General features: G+C 47.5%; 18 protein-coding genes. 7 read left to right on the top strand and 11 right to left on the bottom strand.

Features of this window, described 5'->3' with window-relative positions; translation table 11 throughout:
• From ACN1CO_RS13970 to ACN1CO_RS13945, 6 genes are all read right to left on the bottom strand, one after another.
• A complete protein-coding gene (locus ACN1CO_RS13970) occupies nucleotides 1–1,062 on the bottom strand; it encodes a fimbrial protein (protein WP_419139429.1) in 1,062 nt (353 codons plus the stop codon).
• A gap of 12 nt (nucleotides 1,063–1,074) precedes the next feature.
• Entirely contained in the window at nucleotides 1,075–3,663 is a 2,589-nt protein-coding gene (locus ACN1CO_RS13965; RefSeq protein ID WP_419139428.1) for a fimbria/pilus outer membrane usher protein, read from the bottom strand.
• Nucleotides 3,664–3,689: 26 nt separating this feature from the next.
• Nucleotides 3,690–4,427, bottom strand: coding sequence for a molecular chaperone (locus tag ACN1CO_RS13960; RefSeq protein WP_419139427.1), 738 nt, complete (start codon nucleotides 4,425–4,427; stop codon nucleotides 3,690–3,692).
• Nucleotides 4,428–4,487: 60 nt separating this feature from the next.
• Complete coding sequence (locus ACN1CO_RS13955) at nucleotides 4,488–5,051, bottom strand: fimbrial protein (RefSeq protein WP_419139426.1); 564 nt, start codon at nucleotides 5,049–5,051, stop codon at nucleotides 4,488–4,490.
• A 72-nt stretch (nucleotides 5,052–5,123) separates the two neighbouring features.
• Complete coding sequence (locus tag ACN1CO_RS13950; RefSeq protein ID WP_419139425.1) at nucleotides 5,124–5,345, bottom strand: hypothetical protein; 222 nt, start codon at nucleotides 5,343–5,345, stop codon at nucleotides 5,124–5,126.
• A 9-nt stretch (nucleotides 5,346–5,354) separates the two neighbouring features.
• On the bottom strand, nucleotides 5,355–5,672 hold the full coding sequence (locus ACN1CO_RS13945; protein ID WP_419139424.1) for a hypothetical protein: 318 nt from the start codon (nucleotides 5,670–5,672) through the stop codon (nucleotides 5,355–5,357).
• 1,029 nt (nucleotides 5,673–6,701) lie between these two features.
• Between ACN1CO_RS13945 and ACN1CO_RS13940 the strand changes: the two genes are divergently transcribed.
• From ACN1CO_RS13940 to ACN1CO_RS13930, 3 genes are all read left to right on the top strand, one after another.
• Entirely contained in the window at nucleotides 6,702–7,292 is a 591-nt protein-coding gene (locus ACN1CO_RS13940) for a transcriptional regulator (protein ID WP_419139423.1), read from the top strand.
• Nucleotides 7,293–7,328: 36 nt separating this feature from the next.
• The gene (locus tag ACN1CO_RS13935) at nucleotides 7,329–7,964 is read left to right on the top strand and encodes a helix-turn-helix transcriptional regulator (protein WP_419139422.1); all 636 of its coding nucleotides are present in this window, start codon (nucleotides 7,329–7,331) and stop codon (nucleotides 7,962–7,964) included.
• A gap of 113 nt (nucleotides 7,965–8,077) precedes the next feature.
• Nucleotides 8,078–8,308 (top strand): hypothetical protein, encoded by a 231-nt coding sequence (locus ACN1CO_RS13930; RefSeq protein ID WP_419139421.1) that lies wholly within the window; start codon nucleotides 8,078–8,080, stop codon nucleotides 8,306–8,308.
• Between the two features lie 224 nt (nucleotides 8,309–8,532).
• Here ACN1CO_RS13930 and ACN1CO_RS13925 read toward each other — a convergent pair whose 3' ends face one another.
• Nucleotides 8,533–8,853 carry a NirD/YgiW/YdeI family stress tolerance protein gene (locus ACN1CO_RS13925; protein WP_419139420.1) on the bottom strand — a complete coding sequence of 107 codons (321 nt, stop codon included), beginning with the start codon at nucleotides 8,851–8,853 and terminating at the stop codon, nucleotides 8,533–8,535.
• 38 nt (nucleotides 8,854–8,891) lie between these two features.
• Nucleotides 8,892–11,747 carry an autotransporter outer membrane beta-barrel domain-containing protein gene (locus ACN1CO_RS13920; protein WP_419139419.1) on the bottom strand — a complete coding sequence of 952 codons (2,856 nt, stop codon included), beginning with the start codon at nucleotides 11,745–11,747 and terminating at the stop codon, nucleotides 8,892–8,894.
• A 607-nt stretch (nucleotides 11,748–12,354) separates the two neighbouring features.
• Between ACN1CO_RS13920 and ACN1CO_RS13915 the strand changes: the two genes are divergently transcribed.
• Entirely contained in the window at nucleotides 12,355–12,603 is a 249-nt protein-coding gene (locus tag ACN1CO_RS13915) for a DUF333 domain-containing protein (protein ID WP_419139418.1), read from the top strand.
• 701 nt (nucleotides 12,604–13,304) lie between these two features.
• Nucleotides 13,305–17,450, top strand: a complete 4,146-nt coding sequence (locus ACN1CO_RS13910; protein WP_419139417.1) for a S6 family peptidase — start codon at nucleotides 13,305–13,307, stop codon at nucleotides 17,448–17,450.
• Nucleotides 17,451–17,629: 179 nt separating this feature from the next.
• On the opposite strand, the gene ACN1CO_RS13905 is transcribed toward ACN1CO_RS13910, so the two are convergent.
• The 3 genes from ACN1CO_RS13905 to ACN1CO_RS13895 form a co-directional block, all read right to left on the bottom strand.
• The gene (locus ACN1CO_RS13905; protein ID WP_031593862.1) at nucleotides 17,630–17,833 is read right to left on the bottom strand and encodes an Hha/YmoA family nucleoid-associated regulatory protein; all 204 of its coding nucleotides are present in this window, start codon (nucleotides 17,831–17,833) and stop codon (nucleotides 17,630–17,632) included.
• A 252-nt stretch (nucleotides 17,834–18,085) separates the two neighbouring features.
• Complete coding sequence (locus tag ACN1CO_RS13900; RefSeq protein WP_419139416.1) at nucleotides 18,086–18,517, bottom strand: PACE efflux transporter; 432 nt, start codon at nucleotides 18,515–18,517, stop codon at nucleotides 18,086–18,088.
• A gap of 636 nt (nucleotides 18,518–19,153) precedes the next feature.
• On the bottom strand, nucleotides 19,154–20,164 hold the full coding sequence (locus ACN1CO_RS13895) for a LacI family DNA-binding transcriptional regulator (protein WP_419139415.1): 1,011 nt from the start codon (nucleotides 20,162–20,164) through the stop codon (nucleotides 19,154–19,156).
• 108 nt (nucleotides 20,165–20,272) lie between these two features.
• Here ACN1CO_RS13895 and ACN1CO_RS13890 point away from each other — a divergent pair, with 108 nt between their 5' ends.
• Together ACN1CO_RS13890 and ACN1CO_RS13885 are read left to right on the top strand one after the other, a co-directional pair.
• Nucleotides 20,273–21,286, top strand: a complete 1,014-nt coding sequence (locus ACN1CO_RS13890) for a Gfo/Idh/MocA family oxidoreductase (protein WP_419139414.1) — start codon at nucleotides 20,273–20,275, stop codon at nucleotides 21,284–21,286.
• A gap of 143 nt (nucleotides 21,287–21,429) precedes the next feature.
• Nucleotides 21,430–21,966, top strand: coding sequence for a tetratricopeptide repeat protein (locus ACN1CO_RS13885; RefSeq protein WP_419139413.1), 537 nt, complete (start codon nucleotides 21,430–21,432; stop codon nucleotides 21,964–21,966).
• Nucleotides 21,967–22,020: the final 54 nt, after the last annotated feature.

Genomic DNA, 22,020 nt, shown 5'->3' with positions numbered 1-22,020 from the left:
TTATTGGTAACTAAGCGTATACGTTGCTACTGCATTGGCCGTTCCAGGATTTATTTTCGCCGCCGTCTGATAATAACGTGCATAGAGTGGCACTGTGATTAAGGCAGATGAGAGCGGGTAAGTCGCAATGTTAAACGGTGTAGCGAGTGCAATCGGCTGCTGATTTTCATTAAGGATTTGCACGCCGACACCACTGGCCGTTGAGGTGGTGTTGAGCGCTACAACACCGACATCAGACAAACCGCTAGGTGCGTCTCCATCGAACTGCATCATTACGTCAAATGTGCCTGAGAGTAAGGCCTCACAGTTAAGCTGAATGTTGAAAGCTGTTAAAGCACTGGTCTGGCCTATGCCTGCCCCTAACCCGCTGGTGGGGTTAGTGGTATAACTTCCCAGTGGCACATTCTGATTTACATCGCCTGCAACTGAGCAGGTCTGATCTTTTACAGTAATACCTGTTTTAATATTGGTAAACTGGAATGTCTCATCTGTCCCTGTCACTAACGAGCCTACATCAAATGGGTTTACATAGCTTTTCAGTGACTTTGAAGGAGTCATAGAATTAGATGTCTTAACGATTTGATAAGGTACGTTTAAAGAGACATCTGTATAAGCACCTACCGTTCCGCCGCTGGTAAGGGCATAAGTACTGATCATTATCCCGGTTGGAATATTTGCCACTTCTGTACCCAGCTCGCCGCCATAACCGGTATATAACGTTAGTCCATAACCAAGCGCATCTGCGTCAATTGCTTTGCGTTTAATATAGACTTCACCAGATAATCCATCTGCGTACTGCTGCAAATTATCCAGCGCACATTTGACGTTAGCCGTTGCTGTGCCGCTATAAACGATCGTGCCCACCGGTACCGCGGCTGAAATATTAATGCCTAATGATTTCACGTCGACTAACGTACGGGAGGTCGACATTTTACACGTCAATGTCACATCGGTTGATGTACCCGCTGCATTGGCGTTAAAAATAGCCATCAGCATCAGACTTAATATTAACGAGATCGAGCCAGTGAGGCGCATTATTTTCTTACCTGAAATTAAAAGCATGATGTCACCTCTTTAACCCTGATTATCTTTATTTTCGGTGTTAGAAGCGTAACGAACCGCCTGCATTTGATCATTGCTGCAGGTTGTCGTCAATCTCGCCAGAGTCTTGTTGTCACTGGACTGAACTGATCCAGACTCAAGGTTAACCAGACAATTATCATTGGCTGTTTTACCCCAGGAAACATGCAGACGACTGACATCTTTATTAAGTCTGACGTAAATCTGACCACCCTGTGAAACAGTCGTCACCAGATTGCCATTTTCATCATTAACTGACGCACCAAAAGGCAAGGCATTACCATTAGGCTGATTCGCCCGTATTAAAAGTGGTCTTCCCTTACTGGTTTTATAGTCCAGTCTGACCACAGCACCTTCAACAGGAATAACACGCTGTTGAGTTGATTCCATCTCAACATCGAGCGGAATACCTTTTGGATCAATCGCCAGCTCATTTATTCTGTACGGGTTAAGATTAGGTACAATTGCTCTGCCGCTTCCGTCCAGCACTATATTGGGATAGCCGTACACGCGGGCGCCTGCTGCATCAGCGGCGCTTACCACAGCATACGTTGTCGACTGATAAGCACTAAAGTTAATGCTATCAGGCAAGGCAATAACTGTTCCACTGGCGCCTGCGGAGGCGGAATAATAGTCCTCTCCCTTAGTATATGACGCTGTCAGCATGCTATAAGGTGAACGATATTGGCCACCGACCGAACCTGATTTTTTATTATCGATATCGCGTGCGGCACCTACGTTATAGCTAAATTGATCGTTCTCACCTACAACACCGTTGACTGCAGTTTGCGCGGTAACGCCTTCTTTATTGTGTGTTGCACTTCCTGTCACATAAGTTTTACTTTCGCTACCCAGTGGTATTGAGAAGTCCAGTGAAAGTTGTGTGTCGCGCCCGCCGGTTGAATATAATAATCGGTTTGCTGATAATGTATAGGATACACGCCCAATTCTATTATTGTAACCTAACTGAAACTGGGTGTTTGTACCGGTGCTGTTCCAGTAATTCTGAACGAAACCAGTAAGATAGATATTCCCATATGACTCTCCAAAATTTTGGCTTGCAGTTATTGAAAAACGCTGTTTTGGACGAGATAAATAATTTATCCCACTATCTTTTTTATTCTTCTTATAGTAGTTATTAATTTGTAATGCATTGTCATAGCTGTAATAGCCTGATGATGAAAACCGGTACGCTGCGAGGGAGAAGTTGGTGTCAGTCTGAGAAACTTTTTTACTGTAAGTGGCACGATAGCTCACACCCTGCTTTTTCTCATCGCCATATTTTGTCTGAGCACCGGTGATATCAAGAGAGATCGCGCCGATCGGTAATCCAAATGCCCCGCCTAACAGCGCCGAGATATAGTTATCTGATCCCAGGATACCGGTATAACCGGTCAGGCTATTGGTAAAGCCATGCTGAATGGTGCCCTGATAAACAGAAGGCGTATAAGCCATGTTGTCTTTACGCGATACACCACCCGTCACAGAATAGAACGTCATACCCGGACGTTTCAGTCTTGTCATGGCTGCATAAGGTACTGAAAAACGCGTTTCGCTACCGTCAGCTTCTTTTACCGTGACATCTAAGTCACCGCCGTAGCCGGTAGGGTAGAGATCAGTGATGTTGAAAGGGCCTGGCGAAACGGTTGTCTCATAGATTTTGCTGCCATTCTGCAAAACGGTTACCTGAGCGTTAGTACGGGCAACACCCCGAATTTCTGGTGCGTAACCACGTTGTGAGTCAGGCCACATTTGATCGACAGTCGATATCTGCGCACCGCGGAATGAGAGGGTATCAAAGAGCTCGCCACTCGTATTCCCTTCACCTAACAGTAAGCGTGATTTCAGTTGCGGGATATCACGCTGAACATAGGTGTTGATGGCATTATAATGATGAGACTCCTCACCTTGCTGGCGTCGCCAGCTCAGTGAGCCGTCATGGCGAAACATCCAGCCGCCAAGGTTAAAGCCTGCCAGCGCTCGGCCATAAAAAGAGTCATATTCACGGCCGTTATTAACGGAGCGGTAATAGTTGGTGTCATAGTTAAGTGTTAATGCTGTTTCGCCCTTATCCCAGAACTCGGGTGCTACATAGCCACGTGCTGAGCGCAACAGGTAAATCTGTGGAATTGAGATGTCCATCTGCATATCAGCAGAGTTGATTGTGGCATGACTCTCCTTAACCACATCTTCCAGCGCTAAACATTGCTTGCCCGAACGTAACTCTTCAGCTTGCTCAGAGCTGAATACTGTATCTTTAATGGATAGGCTTTTTACCAGGTCGTAGGAAAGACAGGCCTTGGTACCTGTTCCCTCCCGAATAACCTGAACATTTTCACGACTAATCTGGCGACCATTTAAAATGATATCCAGCGTGTAGACACCTGGATCAATGGGGTTACCTGTTGCATAGCGGGAAACATCTACTTTTACACCAGATAGATTTTTTACAAATGATTCATCGAAATCATAAGCTGTTTCAGCAAACGCTGACTGAGTTGCTGCGGTCAGAAAGAGTGCCAAAAAAGAGCGATAAAAAACCCTGCCAGTTGGTTTATTAAAAAATACCGTCCTTGCCATCATTATTTCCCCTGGATAATTACCAAAAGCTACTCGTTTATTTTGCTTTCAACCTTACGCGCGGCACCAAAGTCGTCCAGATACTGATAGTTAAATGTTGTTTTTATTTGACTTGTATTCATGCCTTTCATCAGAAATTCTTTTGTTTCTCCTGGTGCCAGCATTTCCCCTTTTTCGCTGACTAATTTATGACCCGCGTTATCTTCTGCATCAATCTGCGAGACGTTAACGTAGAACGGTGAGTTGTTAGTGGCGGAAAGAGAGTTAACTTTTTGACCGTGACGCCATACCAGTCCTGACGCAGCTTTGTTGGCCTGCGCTATATCGAACTGAACCGGACGATAAAAAATCTTGATGCGACTCCGGATCGCCATTTGCAACTGGTTCTGGTTAGCCAGACTTTTATCACGAGGAGGTATATCAAGGACATTTAGCCAGAAGATAGACTCTTTGTCGGTGGGCAGATTGGCACCAGTAAATACAATACGTAACGTTTGCCCTTTATTCGCCTCCATACGAAAAACCGGAGGTAATAAAATGAAAGGAACATTTATTTTATCTACTGCTTCGTTAGGATTTCCGTTATCAACCCATGCCTGAATAAGAGCGGGCTGATCGCCGCGGTTATCCAGACGAACGGTAACCTCTTTCTCGGAAGCGGGGTAGATTACCCGGGTACCAATGATGGTCACACTGGCAAAGGCAGACGAAGTCATTGCGCAAGTGAGCAAACAGGAGATTAGAAACTTAAAGCTTTTTTTTTTCATGATATTAACAGAAATGATGAAGGGGAAGAGTGGTGAGGGCAGTGCCCTCACCATAATCAATTACAGGTAATTGATTGAATAGTTAACTGTTGATGCAACAGTACCCGCTACTGCAGCAGCAGTTGCGTAGTACTCAGCAGAGTAAGACAGAGTACCTGCACCCGCTGTCAGAGCCACAGTTGCAGGAGCGGTAGACTGCTCGCTGCTGCCCGCATTGATAGCTTTGTTATTGTTGTCCAGCAGCTGCAGATCAACTCCTGTTGCAGTACCGGTGTTGGTCAGACGACCGTTAGCGTTCACACCCGCACCCTGCTCAAAGTAAGCGTAGACATTACCGGTTGTTGCAGAGCAATCGCTCAGCGCCAGAGTGAAGCGAGTGTTACCTGCTACAGCACCTGCAGTTTTCAGCACGCCTGCTGCAACTTTTGGCAGGGTCACGGTTGCAGTGCTGCCCGCGCCGTTAACGCTGACAGTACAGGTCTGAGATGCAATGGTGCCGGTGAAGTTAATTGTGCCATCCGAAGCTTCTACTGCACTAACCTGAGCTGTAGCCAGCAGCAGACCCATAGCAACCATAGATACCTTTTTCATATACTTTCCTTTGTATAAAATAATGAACAACATGTCATTATGAGCATTTGCACTTTATGGCAATGGCTCATTCCTTCCTGAAAAAATTATGCTTTTCCAGGCAAATTAAAATGTCAGCAGGCCGAAAACCACGGCTGCAGCAATGCCGACAATACCCATGCCAAATGCAGATCCACTAATTGGATTTGCAACAGGCACTGAGTCAGGGCGCACCCACTCAGTTTTTTCTTTTGAGCTTGCGCCTAATTGGTTGAAGAAATCTAAAATGACGGAAGTTAAAGAACCTCCACTAACGCCTTCAATTTCACGATTGTTCAATTCACGCATGATATTCCCTTATGCAGTAATTACTGGAGCAGTCGCATCAAACTGGTTTTCAACAATCTGGTTGAACCAGCCCACAGTTGAATCCCAGCCATTTATGGCACCATAAAGTGCACCATCAACCAGGCCAACAACTGCGCCGACAATCAGGCCGACACCGCCAGAGATAATACCTAAACCCGCGATGCCACCCGCGCTACCGCCGCTCATGGCCCATTTGAGACCGAAAGCAGTTGTACCGGTAACACTACCTACAACGACTGAACCAATAAAATCAAAAAAACCTGCGCCTGAAACATTTTGCATTTCAACAGGTGTTAACTCTCTCATTTATATCTCCAATATTAATCAGTTATTCAATTGTTCAGTATTGAATTTTTTAAAATGCCGCCTCAAGCGAACGGCGCTATTAGATTCGGAGACCATAAAAAATAAAATAGTAAAATATCCATAATTAATATTACGTGCTATTGGCATTAATAACTTAAGGCCTGTTTCATTTACAATGTGTTTACATTCATCGTAATTTAGAGTGTCAGCGTGAATGCATTCGTATCGTTATATTTTGCTCGGCTATTGATGAGTTTATTTAATTTTTAGCGTTACCAGTTTTTTAAAATGATGAGAAAGGTACGCATTCTGTGTTGAAAAAGCTTAAGCGGGACGGAGTGCAGTCTGGTTAAAAGACCCGAGAATGAGAAATCGGTCCTCATATGCAATCTAAAGTGAAAGTTGCAGGAATGAAATGGATGTATTTTTTAGGTTTTATGTCTGCATTAAATATAAAAATCAGCATATAAATCTATATATAAAGTGGTTTGTTATTTAAATATCTGTTTTGGGAGTGCTGTGGTTTAATTTATGCCATCAAATGCTGTCGTGTTTTTTTATTTTTAGAGAGGAATTAACAATGGTTCCATAATGATTAAAGGTTTATCAATTATGCCGTATATTTAAACTTGTAGCGCCTTTTTGTGTGCTTAATATAGCGGAATTATAACATCAATGTTCATATGATGATGATTGATTCCTTTTTTAAGAAAAAAGTTATAACACTATCAGTAAGTCTCTACTTGTTAGTTTGATATACTGATTAATTGGCTTTTGAGCGGTGAAATATCTGGTTGTGACGCCGAAAGATGGCGTGATACTCTTCCTTTTTGCGTGTTTATGGTGTTGAATTTTAGCGTGATGGTTTTACTATAGTGAAACCAGTAGTAACCTTTCTATGGCTCATATTTGGGGGAGAGCCAAAGATCATCAATACACCAGGCGAAAAAAAGAGACTATAACAAACGGATTTTTGCTAATTTTTCTACTAATCACTAACCTTGTGTTAGTTAGATTGAGTTAATTATTATGTATAGAGTGACTGAAAATCATGAACGGATCATCGATGCGCTAGCCGGGTATACCCAGGTTGCTAATCCAGATGAGATTTCGCGCGGCAAGCGTCGTTATCATCTCACTAAAGATAATGTACGCCGGGTTATGTTCATTCTTGATGGTGATTTCTTACTCAAATTAAAGAGCGAAAATAAGGTATTAAATATCTTATCGGCTCCTTTTGTTGTCGGAGTCACTCCAGCACTTGATGAACCACCTGTCTATCTGGAAAGAATTGACTACGGAAAGGTCAGTTTCATTGATTACGATGTGTTCTGGCGCCTGGTGTTTGAGAAAGACCTTTTCAATGATGCCATGTCCATTCTATCTGGCCAGTACTCTGACCTGATGAACTACATTCAGCTGCCTAAAAGTAACTCACATGATGAAGTGATTTCGTTGATTGGCCGCTGGGGGAAACTGCCACCGCATCTTAAGAAACGATTTTCTGCACTTTACCTGATTGAAAACAGTTCTCATCTTTCAAAAAGCTCCATTTGCAGAGTGCTGAAAGAATTAAAAGAGAAAGGTGAGCTCACCCTGGTTAATGGCAAGTTTACCTGATAATTTTTTTTAAACTTTGAGATGCTTAAGGGAAAAATGGATTTTAAAGTCATTTGTACAAATGAAAACTACTTCTTTCGGCTGGGCATCTCAAAAATTATTGAGCAAGCACTGTTATGTGACACGCCAGTAGAATTTTTACCCGCTTATGACGCACAAAATTTATATCAGGCGGATTTCATACTGATCAGTGTTGCACAGTGGCGCCTTTATATGTGTCAACCTGCCTACCGGGAACGGAAGTCCGGTAGCATTTTAATGGTGTTTGTTGATGAGGTTGAAGACATCATTACGGAACACCTGCCTCTCTGCTATCGTTCTTTGATTATTATCTCGCGCAGCGATTCTGTCCGTATTATTTCTGAAAAACTCATCCGGTTCTGGCTAGAAAATCAGGGAAGCGTCAAGGGATTTGTACCTTCAGATTGCTCACATTGTGATTTTGCGCGTATCACGGTTGTCCAGTTGCAGGTACTAAGTTTTTTAAAGAAAGGGTACAGCGTGGGCCAGACAGCTAAACGTCTGAACCTTTCTGCTAAAACGATCTATGCACATAAGTATAATGTGATGAGGAAGTTTTCGCTAAGTGGTGATAAGGAGTTTAACGCTTTCATTAATGATGTCACTCTGCTGGAGCTTTATAAAGGCGTTATTGAATATGCAAAATTTTAGCTATTTATTCAGTCCACATTTGAGTGTTTTCTGACGTTAATGTTCATTTCTGGTGATCTGCTTCCCTGTGATGCACAGACTGCCTTTCATATTCAGGGTGTAAAGAGGTTTTTGTGAAGAAAGAACCACTAAAAAAAGATAAATCTTTGGTCATTACTTTTAAAATGGTGACGGCAATTATGTTAGGTTTGATTATTCTGCTATCTGTTTATATTTACAGTAACTATGTCGTTGCTGCACCCATTCTTCATCTTCCTGATGCGTTTCAGCCAGGCGTGGATAGCCGTAATCTCTCGCAGTCTGTGCCAACACTCAACTCTTCGCACGAAAGTCAGCAGGAATAATCCCTACATAATCGGGAATTATCAACCGGGCTACTTTTCAGCATCTGAAGTGGCAGTATAAGGGACCACTTATTGTATCAGCCACCGCCACCGCCTGAGTGCGAAGTTGTGTGTCACTTATCTTTTCGCGCGATGAGTTGCCCGAAGTTGCATGAACCTTCTGATAGGTTGATGAACTTAAGAAGCCAGCGGTGACGCTGGCTTTTTTGTGTTTTTGCAGAGGATTATTTCAGGATAAAAACGCGATCTACATTGATTTCGCTGTAGCCATCATCGCGGTCGATTTCACCGGTAACCCGGACCTTTTTGCCAATCAGATAACGATCGTCATCATCATCGTCGTCATCATCTATATCGACACGAATACGGCCAGTCGAATCTTTTAACCAGTAGTGATCATCATCGGCCCTGCCACTAATAGTCCCTGTAAGCGTAACCTGTCGATCGTCGTGCATCGTTTTCGCCTCTGCAACGGTGACCTCCTGACGAGCAAACGCCGAGCCCGAGCTGAGTAAAGCCAGTATCATCCATAATATTTTCTTCATTCACGTCTCCTTTAGCACTTATCTTTTACTGCGTTTTTTTAAAAACTAAAACGGTAGCCGGCGTTCACCTGGCGCTGGTTGAAGCGATTTCCATCAACCATATCGGCCTCGATAAAAAGGGTATGGCTACTGATTTGCGCGCTGACACCGACACCGTTATTCCAGCCATTACCTTTAAACGAGAGACGCTCATCTGAGCCATTCAGAGCATAAGCAGCGTTACCTTCAAACTCGCGTAAAACACCTGTTTTGAGATAAGTGTTGAGTTTGTAATTGCTTTGATTGACTTCATAACCTGCCAGTACACTGGCTCGTCCCATCATCGATTTATAACTTGAGAGAGTAATATTGAGGCCATTTGATGCCCGTACCGAGGATCCATCCTGATGACCTGCTGTCAGTTGAAACTGTGGTTCCAGATAAAAACCCGTGAGATTGTCAGAGAAGCTGAATTTTTTCCCAGCTTCGAGTGATCCACTCAAGCCCGATGAGACACCATTGCCAGATATGCGATTATTCTGTGTATCGCTGACATCAAACTGATTCCTCAGGCGGTTGAATTTCACTACGCCGTCCAGATAGAAGCCAGCGTCATTCAGCCATGTGCCGTAAATACCAAAATGTTCAGATTTGGTGGTGCCATCGCCAGCCCGATAATGAGGCGTTCCCTCCGTTGCTCCCATAAACAAGCCCAGATAGATCGGCATCTCATCTGACAGACGTTTATCTACCCCAAACTGATAGCCTGTGTAGTTCATGCTGAAGTGACTCAGCTTGCCATTGGCAAAACCGCTGAATCGGCCATCCATCCCACGCAGCCATACATTACCGGCCGTTTTCCCCTGACGCACATCCCCCATACGCTGCATCAGGGTCTGCATTTCGGCATAATTCATCAGATAGCCGACGTTGAGAAAGTTAGCCCCGGCATTCGCGGTGCTGGTGATGGTTGAATTATTACTTTGTTCTGCTGGAGTCGTGGATACCCCGGCGTCCTCAGCTGAAGCAGGCTGGAGAGCGTCATTATCTGCAGGTGTTACGGACTGTTCATCCGCCGGGGGCGTTTCAGGTGCTTTCGGCGATGAGAGCACCCAGTTGTTGCCCTGTTTATTAACCGAATAAACATAGCCGCCCAGTTCAACGTCGGTGTTGCCCCTGAAAGTCGCAATGCCATCGGTAGTTTCAACAACGGTCAGTACTTCATTGCCTGTGGTGACGGCACTACCACGGTTCAGAATGTTCAGACCGTAATCACCTGCGCTGCTACCCGTCACTACAATTTTGTCGCCAATGTTGTTCACACCTTCGCCATCGCCAGCCAGGCTGGTACGCAGGGAAAAGTTACCACTACCACTGAGGTTCGCGATGGTGAGAGTGGAGTAGGTTGTATTGTCGGTGGCGGCAGAAAGGTCTACCAGTGAGTTATTTAATGTCAGGTTATCGAGATTAGAAGTTTGACCAACGTTCCATGTGCTGTCGGTGAGGTTGACGTTTAAATGGCCGCCATTCACATTATCGCTGGCGGCGCTACCGGACCAGAGTGAACCCGGCGCTAAGTTAAGATCGATTAGTCCGCCCATCGAAATGACACTGCCGGTGATCTCCGCTTTACCCTCGGAAGTGATCACGCCCGGCGCAAAACCTTCGCTGTAAAGGGTGGCAATGGCTACGCCAGCCGGGGAATCCATTTTGATAGAGAGATCGCCTGTCAGGCTGATCTGGCCACCATCCCAGGCTAAAGCACCAGCTGCTGTATCAGGGCCAGTAACGCTGATTCCTTCGCCATTGATCATGCCGCCCTGCAGAGACCAGAGGCCCCTGCCAACCATGTTTGAGTTTTTAATCACAACATCTGTGTTTGCCAGGTTGATGACTGCACCTGCCGACTGGGCGGATGCACCATAGCCTACTGACTGAATGGTGTTGCGTTCCTCTTCAGTGCCTGAAAAGTTGACGGTGACGTTATCATCCATCGCAACAATACCGCCCGTTTGCGCTGAAGATATTACGCTACCTGCGCCGATATTTATCAGGCTATTTTCCCGGGCTGAAATGCCGGGTGACGTCGCGCCGGAGGTACTGATAGTCAGGTGATCGGCGACCAGTTTACCCAGGCTCCAGATGCCTGCAGAAATGTCACCAGTGGTGATAATGGTTGAATTGCTGCCCAGATCAACTGAGCCGTTATCCTGAATGTTGATGCCCTGAGAAGCTCTGCCAAGCGTATTAATGGTCAGCGTATCTGCTTTAAGCGTTGCGTCGCCATTACCAGAATCACCGGTCAGCGTATCCACCTGCACAGCATGGCTGTTGATACCATTGGTCTGTATATTGCTGCCGTTGCCTAAATCAACGTTCGAGCCGTAACCGCTGACACGCAGTGCTATACCGTTGGTGCCCTGGGTACTGATTTGTAATGCGTCGGCCTGCAGTGAGGACTGATTGCTCACAACCACCCCTTCTGCGTAAGCAATACCTGACGCAATCGATGTGACAGAACTGCCCGATCCTAAATTGGCAGAAACCTGTTTTCCGCTCAACTCAAAAGCGACTGCGGTTATCCCTGAAGCATTGAGCACTAATTTATCAGCAGTAAAGTGACTGCCCGCAGACTGGATGAAAATGCCTTTTGCATAGTGCTCAGCATCTTTCACGGTAACAGTACTGCCTGTACCGGCAGTGACTTCAGCGGCAGTTGCACCTGTTACCAGGATCCCATAATAACCATCGCCAGTTGACTGATCGGCGATCAATGTAGTGCCATCAGCCAGAGCAACATCTCCACCCCTCTGGCTTCCGACAACAGCAGCAGAACTGACCAAAGGCAACATCCCCATTCCGCCAGCCAGCACCATCGCTTTTACGCGTTTATTTCGGTCAGGATTTTTATTCATACCTGTAACTCTTCCTTAAGGTTTTATTTAAGGGCTAATAGCCTACGAATAGCGCTAAATAAGCTTGCTACTTATCGCCTCATAATGTGTCTTAGCCCGATACGAATTAAGCGTATTGTTTATTAAATCCATTAATAACAGCACGTTTACTAAAGGTGGCAGGATTATGCGGGGTGGGAGGGAATTGTGTAAAGGGAGTGAAAATGTCTATCTTTTGACGATAGGTTAAAAGGATGGCGGCATTCTTAGAGAATTTTCATTGAAAATTAAGCTTATGTGTTAGTTCTAACTCAGGAAGACTTGTTATTTATTATTACAGTCATTCTTATTTGGGAGTTATTTATTCTCTTTTGCAGGGAGGATATAAGATTGTCAGCAGCAATACGGCTTGTTCAGAGAGAGTTTAGCAAGTTATTGCTATCATTATTGCACGCTCAGATACACTGACAGGTTTCAGAAGTGAACTGGCTGAAGAGGTGTTCTGATAAACGTCCGGTTAAGAGCCACTTAATTAAGACACTGATCGTTGTTGCGCGCTGAGTCATAGTCTGGTGAACATGAGAAACGTAGTCTTACCGGCCTGAAGTTAATGTTGAGAGAGTGTTAAATGAAAATAGTAAACAGAATAACAGTCTGTTCCCTTATGCTGGCTACTCTGCAAATGAGTGCCTGCACGCCCCATAGTGCTGAATCACCGCGCCTTACAATGCGTAATCCCGCAAGCGAATGGTGTGCTCAGCGTGGCGGACAGCAGATACAGCAGGCATCATCGAACGGGAACACACTCTATTGCCTGTTACCATCCGGAGAAAAGATTGAGCAGTGGGCACTGTTTCATCGCGATCACCCGAAATAATCTCCTTGCGATTCGCCAGCCAGCAGGCGGGATGTGAGTGAACTCTATGAAATTGAAGGTCATTGTTAGCTATCACTTTTTGCGTTCGATCTCGTCCAGATATTGATAAAAACCTTGTTTTTTTATTACAGTTCTTTTTTCTGTACGCCCTCGGCTTTGTGGCCTCATTCCTGCCCCGGAGAATGAGGCTCAGCCTTGGCATTTCTTTGCAGCTGATATGGGATTGGTTAATATTATGAATGATTTTGAGTGTTATCTAATCAAAATAATTGCAGGTGTGTTTAAATAAATGCAAAGTCGCGATGTAGAAAAGGATTTTCAATCCCAATTAATAAGTAATTTTTTATCAATATGTGTGCTTGCATCTTTATTCTTATCTTATTTGGCAATTAACCTGATATTCATTTTAAGGGTTTTCTTAAATAATAAATATTCAATCCATTTTGGCAATGAGTTTTTATTGTCTTGTAATACATAGAGTTATCACGGGTTTTTCGGCACCCCTTCTCCTTTTTTTGATCTGAATCAATTTATATTAAAAACTCAGTTTCTGCTGCTGATTACCATAATGGTACTATTTAATTAATTAAGGTACTTTTCTTAAATAATAATAGTCTCATGAGGATGATCCATTGAAATATTTTGGAAGCGCAGCGCTATATTGCACCTTTTTTATCTGCACCAAATCTTATGCGGGTATCATGCGACACGATATTGATGTGCAGGAATATCGTGATTTTGCTGAAAATCTGGGGAACTATTCAGTTGGTTTGACAAATATACCCGTTTACAAAATGGATGGCTCTTTATCGGGATATCTTGATTTCGCCATGCCTGATTTCGGCATGGTAGCCAATTATGGCTATAGCACCCTTGTTGCACCCTCCTATGTTGCCAGCGCACGTCACAATACCGGTTATCAATCGGTGGGGTTTGGTAAGGGTGCGCAATATGGGGCGACCTACAAACTGATTAACCGCAACGAATCACCTTTGTCAGATATCGATTTCCACTTACCGCGTCTGAATAAAGTGGTTACGGATGCTGCGCCGATTGAGACTGTAGATAAGACAGAGATCCGTAGAGGGGATACTTCACGCTATTCCTGGTATACCCGGATCGGTGGTGGTACACAAAGTCAGGTTAGTGAAGATCAGGCAGAACAGATTACCCTGAGTGGTGCTTATAACTGGGTAAGCGGAGGAACTATCAATTCCGGCACGGTCACCACCCCATCCGGGACTTTACGGGCAATTGACTATGGTCCGGATAATCCGCTGACCTCACCACTCGCAATAGGCACTATGGCAGGTGACAGTGGCAGCCCAATCATGGTCTATGACGAAGTGGACAAGGTCTGGAAGATAGCTGGCGTGCTGCACGGTGCAGTTGTGAATGATCAGGCTTATGGCACCATCAGTATGTGGGAATATATCCCGGATGATTATATTCAAAACACCATTGCCGCCAACACCTCGCCCGATGTCGTCGATATCGCGGGTAACGGCACGATTTTCTGGGACGATAGTGCAATCACGCAGTACGGCTCCTCATGGTCATGGGCTGGTCTGGGGACGGCCTATGCGACTACGGCTCCCTCTGCTGCCACTAATGCAGAACTTGATGCCACCAAAGATCTCCGTTTCAACGGGGCTGGCGGACTGATCACGCTGAATGCACCTATCAATATGGGCGCAGGCAAACTTCAGTTTTCTAACAACTATACCGTGGCTTCAGCAGAGGGTGTGAATGCGACCTGGGCAGGCGGCGGCATCGAAGTTGACGCAGATAAAGAAGTCCTGTGGCAGGTTAATGGGTTGGCCAGCGATGCACTGCATAAAATCGGCGCAGGCACCCTGCACGTTAATGCTAAAGGCGTTAACGCAGGCTCTCTTAATGTGGGAGAGGGTACGGTTATCCTCGATCAACAGACTGATGCTTCAGGCAATAAACAGGCGTTTTCTTCAGTCACTTTAGTGAGTGGCCGGCCAACCGTGGTGCTGAATGATGCAAATCAGGTGAGTACAGACCAGATCTTCTTTGGTTATCGTGGCGGTCGTTTAGATTTGAACGGCAATGCACTCAGCTTCAGGAAAATTAATCATACCGACAGTGGCGCTACGCTGGTCAACCACACTGATACCGCGGCAACGCTGAATATTACGGGCTACACCGCCGCTGACGTTTCCTTTAATACCTTCCAGGGTAGCAATCCCAAAGGCACTCCGGGTTCAATCTATGTGTATAACAACCCCTACACCAAAGATACCGAGTACTTTCAGTTAAATACCGCCTCTTACTGGTATTTCCCCACGGATAAATCCTCTACGTCCACCTGGACTTACCTGGGTACTGATGCCGATGAAGCCATTAATCATCGGCTGACGCAGCTCAACGTTCAGGTGTTCCGCGGTTTTCTGGGTGAAACGCTGGAGAATGCGCTGAACGGCGTCATGAACGTTAATATTTTGCCGCGCAACGCCACGGCTATTACCGCACTCACCGGTGGTATGAATCTTAACGGTAATCTGGATGTTACCAGCGGTACTGTGGTCCTTTCCGGGCAGCCAGTTCCACATGCGGGTGGCATTGTCGTTGATGACGACTGGAACACTTCACTGTTCAAAGCCGATCAGATCAATGTTGGCACCGGAGCGCATTTCCAGGTGGGAGAATACGCGGGTTTGAAAGCGAATATTGTCGCCGCTGAATCTGCAACCCTCTCTCTGGGCTACAACGACAGCGCGCAGGCAGGGGAGAAAAGCTGGCGCTGCTATTCTGCGATCTATTCTGATGATATTTCCTGCAGTCAGCCGGTGCGCAGTACAGATGCGCTGGCGCTGCTGCCTGCCAGTGAGGTTGAGGGCGATATTCAGCTGGCAAATAACAGTTCTCTCTATCTGGGCAAGGTGAATTATCAGGGTGCAGTGACTTCTACCGGTAGCAGCCTTATGACGCTGGATGCAAATGCGAACTGGACAATGACTGGCAACAGTAATGTCACCTCACTGCTGGCGCAACGTGGATCAACACTTTCGATGGTTCCTTCAGGCAACTGGAGCGCTAAAACGCTGAATGTTGATACGCTGGATGCGACCGGCTTGAATCTGATGTTAGGCGTCAAACCATCAACGCTGGAAAGCGACAAACTGATTGTTAAAAACTCGGTGAGTGGTGGCGATAACCTGCTGGATGTGAGCCTGTTAGTGGGCAGCAAAGAACAGGTTGCGCTGACCCAGGATCTGGTGATGGTTGATGCACCCGCCGGCACGTCGCACAGCTATTTCTCTTTTGCAGACAGCTACAGTGGATTCAGTGTTTACACGCCGAATTATCAGGTGAAAGAAGATAACGACCGCGTGCTGTGGGTGCTCGAAAGTAACAAGTCGGCTGAACCTGAACCAGCACCGGAAGTGACACCTGAGTCAGAACCAACGCCAGCACCGGAAGTGACACCTGAGCCAGAACCGACACCCGCACCGGAAGTGACGCCTGAGCCAGAACCGACACCCGCACCGGAAGTGATGCCTGAGCCAGAACCGACACCCGCACCGGAAGTGATGCCTGAGCCAGAGCCGACGCCCGCGCCGGAAGTCACGCCTGAACCAGATCCGACGCCCGCGCCGGAAGTCACGCCTGAACCAGAACCGACGCCCGCGCCGGAAGTGACGCCTGAACCAGAACCGACACCCGCACCGGAAGTGACGCCTGAGCCAGAGCTGACGCCAACGCCGGAAGTGACACCTGAGCCAGTAACACCTGCTGAAAACCCGGTGGATGATAGTACTGCTGATCAGGCTGCTGCTGAGAAAGCAAAAACCGAAGCCGATGCAAAAGCGAAAGCAGAGGCCGAAGCAAAAGCCGAAGTGGAAGAAAAAGCGAAAGAGGAGGCCGCGAAAGCTGAAGGTGAAGCCCAAAAACCGGCGTTTAACCCGGACGACTGGTTCTCTGTTTACGAAAACCTGCCACTGATCCAGCGTACACGAGCCTTACTCGCCTCGCGTCAGTACATTTTCAGTGAAACGGTCAGCCAGTTGCATAACCGTACCGACAGTCTGCGTGCCTCGCCAGAAAGTAGCGGTTCATGGGCAACCATTGAGCAGAGAAAAGGGCGTTTTCTGGGTCTGAATACTAACCAGCAGACGCTGAATGTGGGCTGGGATACCCGCAGCGATACGCAAACTGTCGGTTTCAGTGCCAGTTATACCCAGGGAGAAGTCAAAGGAGAAGGCCATGAAAAGCATCGGCTGGCTACGGTTGGCGCCTATTATTCATGGCAGTCTGATGCCGGGTGGTTCGTTGATGCTGCCAGTCGCTATATGTATCTGAACCAGGAGTTAACGCTGGATCCTGCCCTGCATATCAACGGCATTAAAAAGGATAGTCAGATGCTGGCAGGCAGTCTGCGGACGGGATATCAGTTCGGTCTGGCTGACGATACGCTGTTTATTTCACCCTACGTGGGAGTCAGCGGTGGCATCATGTCAGGTTACACCCTGAAAGGAGAGGATGCAGAAGTGGCGTTGAGCTCAGCGACGCCTTACTTCACGACCACCGGCATTATGGCGCAGAAGCGCGGTCTGGGTGTCTGGCTGCCAAACGTGAACCTGAGCGCGAGCATTGAGTATCAATATTCGCCGGGTAAAAACGGCTCAACCACGACGCTTTCAGACCGTCAGTCGAATCGCCAATACAGCGCCTGGTCTGACAACCGCTATCGCAGCAGCGTGGGTCTGCAGGGTGTCATTACGCCTGACCTCTCACTCATCGCGAAAGTCGATACCAGTTTTGGTGGCGAGTTTAAAACGGATTACAGCGGTCAGGTCGGTTTCGCCTGGCACTTCTGATAGCGTTCAACAACAGAGCATCACTGTTATACAGCGTGATGCTCTGTTTATTAATGCACGGTATCATTCACCAGTAATATTCAGAAATATAATATCTGAAAGCGTTATTAATGAGACACAGGAACGTTAACACCTGAACAATAATTTAACGTTATTGATCCAGACACCGTTTCACTGGATCAGCATACCAGTCGCCACACTTCAGCAGGCACTTCGCTATAGGTCTCATTCATTATCAGCTCGGCTTTGCGATGATCATAGGCGCCTTCAAAAGATGAGAGGTCGTCAGAAGGAAGTTTTTTCCGCATATAGCTTGTCACGATATCAAGAATATCGGTTGACGGGCAGTTTCTTAATTTATTCAGATAATAGATCTTATTCATAATTTTTGCTGAATTTAACCTGTAAAAATGGGCTTATGCGCGGCCTTAACTTTATCTAAGCTGACTCGCTGTGATATCGATGCTGCCAGGAGAAATAACTACGATCCTGACAACAGATATACGTGTATCCTTACGCACTGGATGCGTTCAGATGCACAGTGTCGCATCTGACGCTTCACTTACCCGGCTAAGCGGAAGGTTAATAAATCAGTTTTGCCAACTTGAAATGTTCATAACTCAATGAATTTATTTTTATTTTCTTCGTGTAGCTCTGCCGTAATCCCATATCAGATTGAAAAAATATGCATAGACCAGAAAAAAGATCACCAGTCCACACTCCAGTTTCAGCGCTTCGGGTAGCGTAATATCCAGCCACCATGCTGCAAAGGGTATCAACACTAATAAAAGACCGGCCTCAAACAGAACGGCATGGAGGCATCTCATTCGCCAGTCTTTTTTAAATCCTGTTCTTAGCTGAACACTGTCAAATATCAGGTTGAACAGATAGTTCCATCCCATAGCCAGCGTTGATGAGACTATAGTTAAAAGTGCCGATTGCGCAGGCGCTGCAGAAGCCCAGATAATCAGGATAATAAAAACCAGCACATTAGCAGCAACTTCGAAAATAACCGCGTGCAGTACTCTCTCTGTAGTGGTTCGTACCGGAGATAAATAGTGTTCCAAACCAGACTCTCATTAATCAGCCAGGCACCGTTGCGGGTGCAGGAAATTTCAGGATAACCGTCTCGTCAACACAGTTTTAAAAAAGGTCTGCAAGTTGCCCGGTCTTTAAACGGATGAGAATTTAGCATCGCACCCGCAGAAAGTGAAAACGTAACGCGACTCCGCCATTAAAAACCCAGCCATGCTTGATATTTATCAAATTTTATACAAAACGTGCTTTATCAGTTACCCGCCTTTGCGTATCAGCACCACTATTGCTCATTTTGCTCAGCTCTCCAGGGCCAGGGAGGCTAAGTTGATAGTTTTTTTTCGTTGCAGCGCGGTGTCGGTCTGCCAGGTCCGAGGCGATGATAGCAACTCTGGATTGGGATGAAGCATTAAAACGAAAAGTTGAATATATATAGATTTATATTTTAATATTTATATTAAATCCAGTTTTTAAGTCTGACTGGTGGCGGTGTTTACCGTTCTGAAGCTCTTGCTGATTCAGGCGAACAGGGGAAAGGTGTTGCTGTATAAAATTAAAATCGCGTTATCCGCTGGGCCTTCTCGAGGGCATTCAACAGATCTCATCAGCGTAACCTCCACAACAAAAAATCCGTGCCCTCATTGGATAGCATGACCTGACGGTTTGCTTCATATTGAGTTCTCGGCGGTATAAATCATGAAGTCCACTTTCCCGCTGACATACTCATCGGGTTTCGCTCCCTGCTCCAGATAATTCAGCATCAGCTGCAGCGCGAGCTGGGCATGCTGCCGGGTGTTTTGATCCAGTGTCAGCGCAACGCTCTGCTGCGCCATCAGCGTGCGGGTGGTGGCGTAAAGCTCATGAGTGATCCAGATGCACTGATTCAGCCGACGATGTCGTGCCAGCGCCTGCCCGATCTCGGTATTCCCCAGCCCGGTGTTATAAATGCCCTGCAGATGACCGCTCTGAACCAGCTGCTTCTCCAGCAACTTACTGAGGGTGTCGCGATTTTCCTGGGCGGCCAGAACTTCACGTAACTGAAGATGGGGAAACCGACTGGTTATCAGATCACGAAACCCTTCAATACGCTGACGATGCGCGCTGTAATCCCGGTGCCCACTGACCATCAACACCTCACCGGGCTGATGCAGCATCTTGCCCATCAGCTGAGCGGCTGTACGTCCGGACTGCAACTGATTGATCCCCACATGACAGAGCCGGGCGGCACCGGGTAAATCGGTGACCAGCGAGATCACCGGTACGCCACGCGCCTGGCAATGGTCCAGCGCCTCATAGATCGCCGGATGTTCATGGGCAAAAACGATCAGCCCATCACGCGTCTCACCACCCTGTCTGATAAGTTTCGCCAGTCGCTCAGGCTGTGCCTCCGGAACAAAGGTGCGATGCAGCGTTAACCGGCGATAGCCCAGATGCGAGGCGACCTCCGTAAAATCCTGCGCCAGCTGTTTAAAGAAAAACGAATCGTTGCTGCTCAGCAGCAGTTCTATCTGCCAGGAATGACGATGCTCCTCAGGCAGGATCCGCTTCAGGCCGATTTCCCGTGCTGCCTGCAGTACCCTGTGAACCGTCTCCGGCGCGACGCCGCCACGTTCATTAAGCACCCGGTCCACGGTTGCCAGTCCCACACCTGCCCGTCGGGCGACTTCTTTCAGCGACATGCCGATCTCCTCTGAGGTAAACACCTCAAAACACCATGCCGTGAGTGTAAAACGCAGCGCTATTCTGCTGATGCAGCTTTCTGCCGGACTATGATGGAGTTCAAATAAATGAATAAAAAGCAACGTGTTGCCCTGCTGGGGTGTGGCTTTATTGGTGAAGTTCATGCCGCGAATCTTCAGGCGCATCCCGGAGTAGAGCTGGTGTGGGTGGCGGATGCGGAACCGGCGCGCGCTGCAGCTTTTGCGACCCGCTATGGTGCCCGGGTCGCGTCTGTCACAGAGGCGATAAATGATGGGCAGATTGACATGGTGTTGATCGCCAGCGCGACGCCAACCCATGCCGATTTGCTGGAAGCCGCTGCCCGCGCCGGTAAAGCAATCTACTGTGAAAAACCGGTCGATTTATCACTGGAACGTGCCCGCACGGCCGTAGCTAACGTCCTCCCTTACAACGTGCCGGTCACGGTGGGATTTAACCGCCGTTTCGATGTCAGCCATCAGCAGCTGAAGCAGCAACTCCGTCAGGGGCGGATTGGCCCGGTGGAACTGATTCAGATGGTCTGCCGCTCCTCGGCAATGCCGCCGCTGGCCTACCTTCAGGCGTCCGGGGGGCAGATGCGTGATCAGGCTATCCACTTTTTCGACCTGCTGCGCTGGCTGACTGAAGATGAGGTAACAGAAGTAGCAGCGATGGGCGCAGCGCTGGCGTTGCCTTCTATCAGTGAATTTGGTGATGTGGACACCAGCACATTGCTGTTGCGGCTGCAGAACGGGGCGCTGGCACAGCTCGATAATACCCGCCGCACCGGCTATGGCTACGATGAACGCATCAGTGTGATGGGACCAGACGGGATGCTGGAATCGGCCTCTCAGGCGCAGCGCGGCGTGAGCTGCTATCAGGGCGCGCAGATTCAGCAGCCAGGTCTGCTGCCCGACTGGTTCAGCCGGGTGCAGCCAACCTATTATGCTCATCTGGATGCGTTTATCCGATCCCTTAACGGTGAGCAGGTTGACGACCTGCCGGGCCTGGAGGACGGCCTGAAAGCACAGGCGATCGCAGAAGCTGCGGTGATCTCCCTGGCGGAACGGCGCTTCTGTCAGGTGGAAACACTTCGGTTCTGATTCAGCCTGGCAGCCTGACAGAAAATAATTTTATTTTTATCGAATAGAAACCGGCGCTGAGCTGTTTACCGTATAGCGCCGCGATAGCGGACTGCATCCGGCAGGCATTATCGCCTGCCTCACCGCCCCGATAAGGATAAATTATGACAACGCGCTCTGGTATTTCTCTGCTTGCTGTTCCGGCCCTGTTGCTAATGCTGCACTCTCCGCTGAGCATGGCGATGGGCGACAATGACAGTGAGAAAAAAACGCCTGACTGCCCCAAAGGTCAGGTCTATGACAGTCAGACTAAAAGCTGCGTGCCCGAGAAAACCAGCAAGCTGAGTGACGACGATAAAACGCGCTACGCTTATCATCTGGCGAAAAAGGGCGAATATCAGGCGGCGCTGAACCTGCTGGATACGCTGAAAAACCCGGATACCCGCGAAGCCTGGAACTATCGGGGTTATGCCACCCGCAAACTGGGCCGCACGGATGAGGGCATTGGTTATTACCAGCGCGCCATTGCACTCGATCCCCGTTACGCTAAAGTGCGTGAATATCTGGGCGAAGCCTGGATGATCAAAGGGCGTCCCGACCTGGCGCGCGAACAGTTACAAACTATTGCCGGAATCTGTGGCACAGATTGCGAGGAGTACCGCGATCTGCAGGCCGCAATCAATGGTCATCCCGAGGTCTGATGCGGCAGGGAGGAGCGTAAAATCACTCACAGTGACATCCGTAAGCACCTTGCG

The organism is Pantoea sp. R13S299 (assembly GCF_048515925.1).
Taxonomy (GTDB): Bacteria; Pseudomonadota; Gammaproteobacteria; order Enterobacterales; family Enterobacteriaceae; genus Pantoea.
The sequence above is the reverse complement of the archived record's forward strand: the minus strand, read 5'-3'. Positions and strand labels throughout refer to the sequence as shown.